Origin of the sequence: Photorhabdus aballayi, from assembly GCF_026153155.1 — a bacterium.
Taxonomy (GTDB): Bacteria; Pseudomonadota; Gammaproteobacteria; order Enterobacterales; family Enterobacteriaceae; genus Photorhabdus; species Photorhabdus luminescens.
Window position 1 is genome coordinate 1 of sequence record NZ_JAPFCD010000093.1, and the last position, 8,757, is coordinate 8,757.

Genomic DNA, 8,757 nt, shown 5'->3' on the forward strand with positions numbered 1-8,757 from the left:
CAAACAGGGTCAACAAAAATAATTTAATTCCTGCCAGATGATACTCCCTGAAAATCTTTTTACATCTCTCAACTGCGCACACTATACACATTTTTCTGTAGGCTTTTATTTATCTGACTTTGTAAGGGTTAATACCGTGTTCCCTACTGACAAAATCCTCTTAAAACGCGGTGAAGTTTTGATTTCCAGCAAAGCGGGGATCTGAGTGGATTTACCGTTATCAAAAGGAAAACTTGGCGTTAAAGAGGAAAATGAAGGTGAATATAAGGAAGATGAATAAAGTATAAGGGGTTTTGCTACCAGACTGTGACGTATGTCATAACGCTTAAGCCAAACGCCTACAAAACCCATATTGATTGCTGTACTCTTATCATTTAAGGCATTTATTAGATAATTCAAAGAGCTATGATGGCCGAAACTTCCCTTTCGAATGATATTCTCCGTACCTGGCAACGTATAGAATTCTTCCAACCTTATACTCTTGAAAAAAAAGATAAAAGTTTACTCATTCCTCTTAAAACACTCTATCAGTTGGGAGATAAGGCACTACCCTGGCTTTCGTCAGAACTCCGTCAACAACATGATATTCCCGACAAAAAAGTCTTATACAACTTGTACGTCGGTTTGTTTGATAAAGCTATCGCTAACACGATCAGCCAAGCGGTGTTCGGTCCAGATGAAGGGTATTATGCAGAAGAATTTGAGCAACGACTGGATAAAGAAGGAACAACCTGCTTTGCCAAAATTCCATTAGGAGCGGAAGGAAACCCTGCTCTAGATAAATTTTCAGTGAGTTCTCTTCCCTGGGCTTTAGGGCACCTGCGTGATGAACGTTTTGAACAGCTTAATACGAAGATATTTTCAGCCAGTTGCGAACATCTTAAAAATACCCTTGGCAACTTTAGCGTTTCTCTGAGGCCAATACGAGAAAATGGCCCCGGTATTTTAAAAGCAAATGATATTTTAACACTGCTGACAACACATCTGGTGAATTGGGCAGATTTTGAACCCCAATGGCAATATGCTTTACAAATAGACTGGATGGAGGGAAATGGCGACTGTACAGAAGCATCACAAGAAAATGGCGATGAAATTGAAGAAGAAGTCAGCGCCAATGATAAAACCTTTGCACTTCCTATTTTAAATAGTTTTTTCTTTGAGGACATTGAATACGCTATTACGGCCCTGGAACGAGGAGATAGATGCAAAGCTCTCAGAACGTATCTTTCTCATCATAGTGTTTCAAGGAATCCAGACCTTTATTCACAAGACGGGCTTGCCTCCATTATCAGGCAACTGCATCCAGCGAAGATGCCTCTTGGACGCTGGCCTTCAGACCCCACACATGCCATGTCGCTAATGCAGCAATTTGCTATTAATACGGCGATAGAAGAACTCGCTGACGGTGGGCTGCTTTCCGTCAACGGCCCTCCGGGAACTGGAAAAACGACGCTTCTGCGCGATCTAGTAGCACATAACATTGTTGAACGAGCGAAGATACTTACGCGTTATCAAAAAGTTGATGACACACTGGACAATTCCGGTTTTATTGTGAATGAACTCACTGGTTTCGAAATGATCATTGCGTCATCCAACAACGCAGCAGCAGAAAACATATCAAAAGAATTGCCGCAAAAGAAATCATTGGCTGAAGAATTCCAATCGCTTGACTATTTAGCACCAACCGCAAACCAGATAGCTGCCGAAAACCGCCCAAAACGCGAACATAAAAAAAGGAAAAATAGTCAGGGAAAAGTTAGAACCTATCACCTCTATCGTCCATTGAAGAAAGAGAAACAATGCTGGGGGATCATTTCCGCCGCTCTGGGCAAAAAACCGAACCGGACTAAATTTTCTCAGCGCTTATTTTTTGATGAACATTTTTTACGTGATACCCCAACTGAAGCCTCTCGTCCCGCTGAAGAGAATTTTCTCAGTCTTTGGCGCTGGAAGCATTATCACAATCCCATCTCTTTCGCCAACGCTAAAAAACGTTTCCTCGTATGTCTGGAAAAGACAAAAAAACTTCAACAACAACTAGAAATGTTTGTGCATCTGATAGAAAAACAGCATGACAATTCACTTGACACGTTATTACTAAAGTTGAAGCAAACAGAAGGACTGTACGCAACACAGCTTAACAGGCTGGAACAGGTGGAAACAGAACAGGATGTATTAGGAAAGCAGCTTCAGCATGCGGAACAGCAACAAAAAATTATCGAAAGTGATGCGCCAGGATGGCTAATGCGTCTGATGAATCGCAAGCGAGTGCATGAGTATAAAGAAACGTTACGGCGTGCACAACGCAAGGTATTAAGACTGATGGGGTTGCAAGCCGAACAAGCCCAGCGTGTTGCGGAACAGCGCAAGTCAGTTAATGACATAACTGAAAAAAAGCGAACCTTACAACAGGATATCGAAAAAATTATCCAACAACGGGAGAATGACTATCGTTCCCTGCAAACTTTGAAGCAGCAGTTTTCCGATATCACGTTGCCAGATATCAACCAACCTATCACTGATGCAACATTACAACGAACAGCCTTTTGGCAGAACGCACAGATAAATCGTCAACGTTCCACATTATTTATCACAGCAATGGAACTTCATCAGGCTTGGCTTTATGAAGCACTAGCAGTACCTCGTTTTAAAGACTGCATAATATTTAATCTCGCGGCTTTTTTAGCACAACCTCATTCCGAAATCACGCCTATACGCTGGTGGCAAACGCTGTTTATGTTTGTGCCCGTATTATCCACAACTTTCGCATCTATGGGGCGCATGTTTCATGGAGTGGAAAGCGAAGAACTCGGTTGGTTAATATCGATGAAGCCGGTCAAGCACCTCCACAACAAGCTGTCGGGGGACTCTGGCGGGCAAAACGAGTATTGGTCGTTGGAGACCCTTTGCAGATTGAACCGGTATTTACGACCCCTCCGCCGTTGGTTGAACGTCTTTGCCTAGATGCTCTGAATGAAAAGGCCAAAGACTGGAATCCAGGATTACTTTCAGTGCAGCAGGTTGCTGATCGCGTCAATCATTGGGGATGTGAATTAGAAGTAATGAACAACCTGATCTGGTTAGGTATTCCATTGTGGGTACACCGTCGTTGTATTGAACCGATGTTTAGTTTAGCTAATAGGATGACCTACAATGGCCGCATGATTCATGGGCTTGATGCGGACAAGATTCGCTGCCAACTTGTGAACAGCATTCTGGAAAACCATTGGCTGGCATCGGTTGGAGGGAAAGGTGAAAAGCAATATCGTGATAGTCACGGTAAAGATTTGCTCAGGCTATTAGACCAACTGCTTGCTGCTAATGTCTCGCTCCATTCGATTTACGTTATTACACCGTTCAAGGCGGTTAAATCCGCACTTTGTGAGTTACTGGAAAAACGCGATTTGGCTATCTGGCGGCAATCTATGCCATTGATAACCCGAAAAGAGCTTAATGTATGGCAAAAAAACTGTATCGGTACAGTGCATACTTTTCAGGGCAAAGAAAACAATATTGTCATTTTTGTTTTGGGCTGCGACGAAAATAATGATGGCGGCGCAAAATGGGCTGCCAGCAAGCCTAATCTGTTAAACGTTGCGCTCACTCGAGCAAAAAAACACATTTTCATAATTGGCGATCCGGCAGTATGGCATGGTTTGCCTTGGTTTCGTGATGTAGCCAAGGAGTTGCCAGTGGAGGCATATCATCATTTACAATAACTCCAAAGTGGAACTATCAAAAAACGAGTAACGAAATGAGTAAACAGTCCTTATGCCGTCAAGCAACACTGCCTCACAAATTGCATTATTCGTAATAAGTAACTGACTCCGGAAGAATTTGTCCGGAGTCGTCAAAACGTATAAACCAAGGAGAGATAATGAATCGAGCTCAGGCCCAACAACTGCTACAAACTGCACTGGCCGATCAAAATGCTGAGTTTCGCGATGGTCAGTGGGAAGCTATTGATGCTTTGGTTAACCAACGGCAGAAACTGTTGGTAGTACAGCGTACTGGCTGGGGTAAAAGTTCAGTTTACTTTATCAGCACCAAAATCTTCCGTGATCGCGGCATGGGGCCGACGATTATTGTTTCTCCTTTGCTGGCCCTAATGCGTAACCAAATTGAGTCCGCCCAGCGCCTGCACATCGTAGCCGAGACCATGAATTCCACCAATACAGCGAATTGGCAGGCAATGACACAAAGAATTATAAATAATCAAATAGATTGTCTGCTGATTTCTCCTGAGCGGCTCGCCAACGATAACTTCATTGAAACCGTGCTTCATCCTATTGCTGACCGTATTGCTTTGATGGTGATCGACGAAGCCCACTGTATTTCCGACTGGGGTCATGACTTCCGCCCGGACTATCGGCGTATAGTAAATATTCTGCGCCAATTGCCACCTAATACACCGGTATTAGGCACAACGGCGACTGCCAATAACCGCGTGGTGGCTGATATCCAAACACAACTGGGTAATATCCAGATCCAGCGTGGTCCACTGATCCGTGAAAGCCTCTCGCTACAAACCATAGCGCTGCCCGATCAATCCTCCCGCTTAGCTTGGTTGGCGCAAGTGATTCCCACCTTGCATGGTACTGGCATTGTGTACACCTTAACGGTGCGTGATGCCGAACAGGTAGCAAATTGGTTGAGCGCCAATGGCATCAACGCCAGAGCCTACCATAGCAGTATTGAGGCTGAGGGTTTTGAAAACAGTAACGATTACCGACAGCATCTTGAAGAGTTATTGCTAACCAATCAACTTAAGGTGCTGGTGGCAACTACTGCATTGGGTATGGGGTACGACAAGCCGGACTTAAGCTTTGTGATTCACTATCAAGCACCGTGCTCCATCGTGGCTTACTACCAGCAGGTCGGCCGCGCAGGGCGTGGTATCGACAATGCTATTGGCGTGTTGATATCTGGCGCAGAAGATCAAGATATTCATGAGTTTTTCAGGAATTCGGCCTTTCCCTCAGAAATTCAGGTAAACGAAATTTTGCAAGTACTCGCTAATAGTGATGGTTTATCGCTTCGTAGCATTGAAGAACAAACCAACCTACGCTATGGACAGATTGAAAAGGTATTAAAACTACTAAGTGTAGAAAACCCCGCTCCTGTGATTAAAATCGGAAACTTATGGCGCAGAATACCTGTGCCTTATGCTATGGATCGCACCCGTATCGCTCACCTTACCAGCCAGCGTCAACAAGAATGGGCTGAAGTGCAAACCTATCTGTCAGATACCGGGTGTAAGATGACCTTCTTGCGCCGAGTGCTAGATGATTACGACCCTACACCTTGTGGCAAATGCTCGTCATGCATCGGCCAGCCTGTTGTCAATCAGACTTTTGACCCAGTGTCAGTTCATCAGGCAAGCACTTTTCTTAAACATGCCGAAATGGTTATCCAGCCAAGAAAACAGGTAGCAACCTCTAATCGAGCCTTTCCTACATATTGTTTTCCACGACAGCTAGGTTGCTTAGTTGCTCAGCCAGGTAGGGTTCTCTCTCGATGGGGAGATGCTGGTTGGGGGAAAACTGTTATTGAAAATAAACATTCGGGTTACTTTTCTGATGAACTAGTTGATGCTATGGCTGAAATGATCTCACAACGTTGGCAGCCTCATCCTAGTCCAACTTGGGTGTGTTGCGTACCTTCCTTAAGACACCCGAATTTAGTCCCTACATTTGCACGTCGGCTAGCACAAAGGATGAACCTGACATTTGTTGATGCGGTAGCAAAAGTTCAAGATAACCAGCCCCAAAAGGAACAGCAAAATAGTTTTCATCAGTGCCATAACCTTGACGGTGTTTTTGAGATAACACAAATTGTACGTAATCAACCAGTACTCCTTATCGACGACATCGTTGACTCTGGTTGGACTCTTACTGTTATTGCAGCTTTGTTACAGCAAGCGGGTAGTGGTATTGTATATCCCGCAGCACTTGCCTCTTCTTCGGTGAAAGACTCATGAATTTATCGCCAACAGCACAAGCCACATTATTGCTCACTAGTTATTTTTCCAAGACGAGCAGTGATGATGCCAAACCCCTCACTAATGCTGAATGGGGTAGGTTTGCGTTATGGCTGAAAGAAAAATCCACAACACCAGCAGACTTATTGGTATCTGAACCTAAGTCAATACTAAGCAACTGGCAAGATTCCCGCATCAGCACAGAACGAATTATACAGTTACTGAATCGTGGCCACAGCCTAGCGTTGGCCGTTGAAAAATGGCATCGAGCAGGTCTTTGGGTAGTTACCCGCTCTGACCCTGAATATCCCAAGCGCTTAAAACAACAATTGAAAACCGACTCGCCGCCTGTGTTATTTGGTTGCGGTAATAAAGCTTTGCTGAATGCTGGTGGTTTAGCGGTTATTGGCTCACGTGAAGCCAACGATGCGGACTTGTCTTATACCGAGCTGGTTGGTTCAAGAGCGGCATCAGAGGGCATTGCGATTGTATCCGGTGGTGCCCGTGGTGTGGATGAGGCGGCTATGGTGGGGGCAATGCTCAGTGGCGGCCCTGTTATTGGAGTACTGGCAGATAGCCTACTGAAAGCCGCTACCAGCGCAAAATGGCGCAAAGGTTTGATGAATGGCAGCGTAATGCTGATTTCACCCTTTTACCCAGAAGCTGGCTTCAACACTGGAAACGCTATGGCCCGAAACAAATATATCTATTGCTTGGCAGACAGCTCGCTGGTAATTCACTCGGGAAAAAAAGGCGGCACACTAAGCGGGGCAGAAGAAAACCTGAAAAAGTGTTGGGTGCCATTATGGGTAAAACCAACGAATGACAGTAGCGCGGCAAATACTGATTTAGTTGCGAAGGGGGGATATTGGTGTGAAGCAGATGTCCACAACCTTAAGGTTTCCGATTTATTCTCCGCAAAAAACTCTACTGCTTCGCAAAAAGAAGCTGAACAGGTTGATCTATTTTCCATGCCAGCACAGTCAGAATTATTTGCGAAACCTGCATCGGAATTTGATCTAGAGGTAGCGGAAAATCGAATAGTTGCTGCTCATTCAATCGAGCAAGATGAAATCCAAGGTTCAATCGATCACGAAGCAGAAGCAGAAGCAGAAGCAGAAGCAGAAGCAGAAGCAGAACAGACCATAATGCAAGCTGTGGATTTTTATCAATTGTTTATTACTGAGCTCCAGCGATTGGCAGTAAGCCCAATTACACTTGATACCCTTATCGAGAACACTGGTCTGCATAAATCTCAATTGAAAGAATGGTTGAATCGAGCGATTGATGAGGGACAAGTGAACAAGCTCAGCCGTCCTGTTCGCTATCAAATAGAAAAGAAAAATCAAAAAGTTGTTTAAATGATTGTTATTGTGACTATAACAGAAAAAACCAATATTCAAGAGATAACGGCTGTTTACTTGCTGAATAGATTACAGTTGGATGAATCCGCTATGAGCATGTATGAACGGTTGGGCAAGGAATGTGATTCACGTCAGGTTTAAGGGTAGGTTCAGAAACGCCTTACCTGATAACTTCACTATATGTCAACTAGCTAAAATCGCGCTCCTCTGGTTATCAACCAGTACAAACCGAGCTTTGGCGCAGTGCTTTGGCCGGCAGAAAAAGAGGGGTTACGCCTGGCACCGTCTCAGTACGTAGCTAAACTGCTGCGTACCTTTGCCAATATCAAATAATAGTTATACCCGCTTTCTGGGCGTCGTCTCCTCAGTTTTAGGGTCCCTTTACAGTTATTTACGCAAGTGAAAGAGAAACCCACGGGACTCGCCTTTATCGACTCCACCTGCATGCGTATTTGTCATAACGTTCTCATTCCTCGTCATAAAGTGTTTATATGAATACAGTCATTATCTAAGATTAATGTGAGGGTTTCCGCATGGGGATATTGATGATTCAGTTCATCTAACATTTTGATAAATAAATCAGAGTTCTTTTTTATTCCCTTAACATAGGTGACTTGTTCTGTTTGGGCATTGAGGCAACCCGCAAGGTAATATTTTTCATTTTTTCCCGGGGTAATAACCCGTTTTTGTTGCCCTTTGCAACACTAGTCCGCGCCGATTTTCGGGTTGAAATCAATATCCACCTCATCTTCATAGAAAACGGGATGTTTTTCTGAGATATTCACTTGAGCTTCCATGACCTTTGCCATTTTCTCACCATATTCAGGATCAGGTTGTTTTACTGTTGGCGCCGCTCTGCGCCAGACAATTCCCACCTGAGCAAAGTAACGATAGAGGACATTTTGCGTCAGAGAGAGGTTAAGTCATTCATTGAAGGTATGAGTCATGAGTTCAAGGCTCCAGCGAGAGCGGAGATAGCCTAACTCTTGGGGGGATTGCTGTAATAAGAAAAGTAAGAGGTTATAGAGCGGGGAGAGATCCCAGACAGCAGGTCGGCCAGCCGGTAAACTTTTGAGTCCTTCCAGCCCATATAATGTAAACCACTCAACCCAACGATTGACAGAAGAACGTGCGGCATGAAGGGTTTTGGCGACAAAGGTCACTGTTAATGATAGGCATCACTCAGTCCGTGTTGGGGTTTGGGATTTTTCGCCATTGATCAGATCGCAAAAATCGGACTGAGTTCCCTCCAAGTGATCTATTATTTTGAAAAGTTATTTAACCTCAGCTTCGTTTAAAAATAGCGATATCACAATCCCGTCAATTCAAGCTCGGTTTTTTAGGTTGGAATGTATAAGCAATTAAGCCTGCGACGATTTCCAATAAAAAACCGAGCTGACTGCGGTGTCTTGA

5 protein-coding genes and 3 pseudogenes are annotated in these 8,757 nt (G+C 44.3%); 6 read left to right on the forward strand and 2 right to left on the reverse strand.

Going from position 1 to position 8,757, the window contains the following annotated elements:
* Nucleotides 1-405 precede the first annotated feature (405 nt).
* From OO184_RS23930 to OO184_RS23955, 6 genes and pseudogenes are all read left to right on the forward strand, one after another.
* Nucleotides 406-2,964: a helicase gene (locus tag OO184_RS23930; RefSeq protein WP_265381317.1), complete on the forward strand. Its 2,559-nt coding sequence runs from the start codon at nt 406-408 to the stop codon at nt 2,962-2,964.
* Nucleotides 2,907-3,719 carry an AAA domain-containing protein gene (locus tag OO184_RS23935; RefSeq protein WP_265381318.1) on the forward strand — a complete coding sequence of 271 codons (813 nt, stop codon included), beginning with the start codon at nt 2,907-2,909 and terminating at the stop codon, nt 3,717-3,719. Before OO184_RS23930 ends, OO184_RS23935 begins: the two co-directional genes overlap by 58 nt.
* Before the next feature lie 158 nt (nt 3,720-3,877).
* Complete coding sequence (locus tag OO184_RS23940) at nt 3,878-5,980, forward strand: RecQ family ATP-dependent DNA helicase (protein WP_265381319.1); 2,103 nt, start codon at nt 3,878-3,880, stop codon at nt 5,978-5,980.
* On the forward strand, nt 5,977-7,341 hold the full coding sequence (locus tag OO184_RS23945; protein WP_265381320.1) for a DNA-processing protein DprA: 1,365 nt from the start codon (nt 5,977-5,979) through the stop codon (nt 7,339-7,341). The genes OO184_RS23940 and OO184_RS23945 overlap by 4 nt, the downstream gene beginning before the upstream one ends.
* A 12-nt stretch (nt 7,342-7,353) precedes the next feature.
* The gene (locus tag OO184_RS23950) at nt 7,354-7,485 is read left to right on the forward strand and encodes a hypothetical protein (protein ID WP_265381321.1); all 132 of its coding nucleotides are present in this window, start codon (nt 7,354-7,356) and stop codon (nt 7,483-7,485) included.
* Nucleotides 7,486-7,678: 193 nt separating this feature from the next.
* Nucleotides 7,679-7,833, forward strand: a pseudogene (locus OO184_RS23955) (transposase); the annotation flags it as partial.
* Between the two features lie 2 nt (nt 7,834-7,835).
* Here OO184_RS23955 and OO184_RS23960 read toward each other — a convergent pair.
* Both OO184_RS23960 and OO184_RS25530 read right to left on the reverse strand, forming a co-directional pair.
* Nucleotides 7,836-8,513 (reverse strand): annotated as a pseudogene (locus OO184_RS23960) (IS630 family transposase); the annotation flags it as partial.
* 151 nt (nt 8,514-8,664) lie between these two features.
* Nucleotides 8,665-8,757: pseudogene (locus tag OO184_RS25530) on the reverse strand (IS982 family transposase); the annotation flags it as partial.

Bases quoted from the DNA above. Each gene is read 5' to 3' on its own strand.
- OO184_RS23930 (WP_265381317.1), top strand. From the start codon at position 406: ATGATGGCCGAAACTTCCCTTTCGAATGATATTCTCCGTACCTGGCAA.
- OO184_RS23940 (WP_265381319.1), top strand. From the start codon at position 3,878: ATGAATCGAGCTCAGGCCCAACAACTGCTACAAACTGCACTGGCCGAT.
- OO184_RS23945 (WP_265381320.1), top strand. From the start codon at position 5,977: ATGAATTTATCGCCAACAGCACAAGCCACATTATTGCTCACTAGTTAT.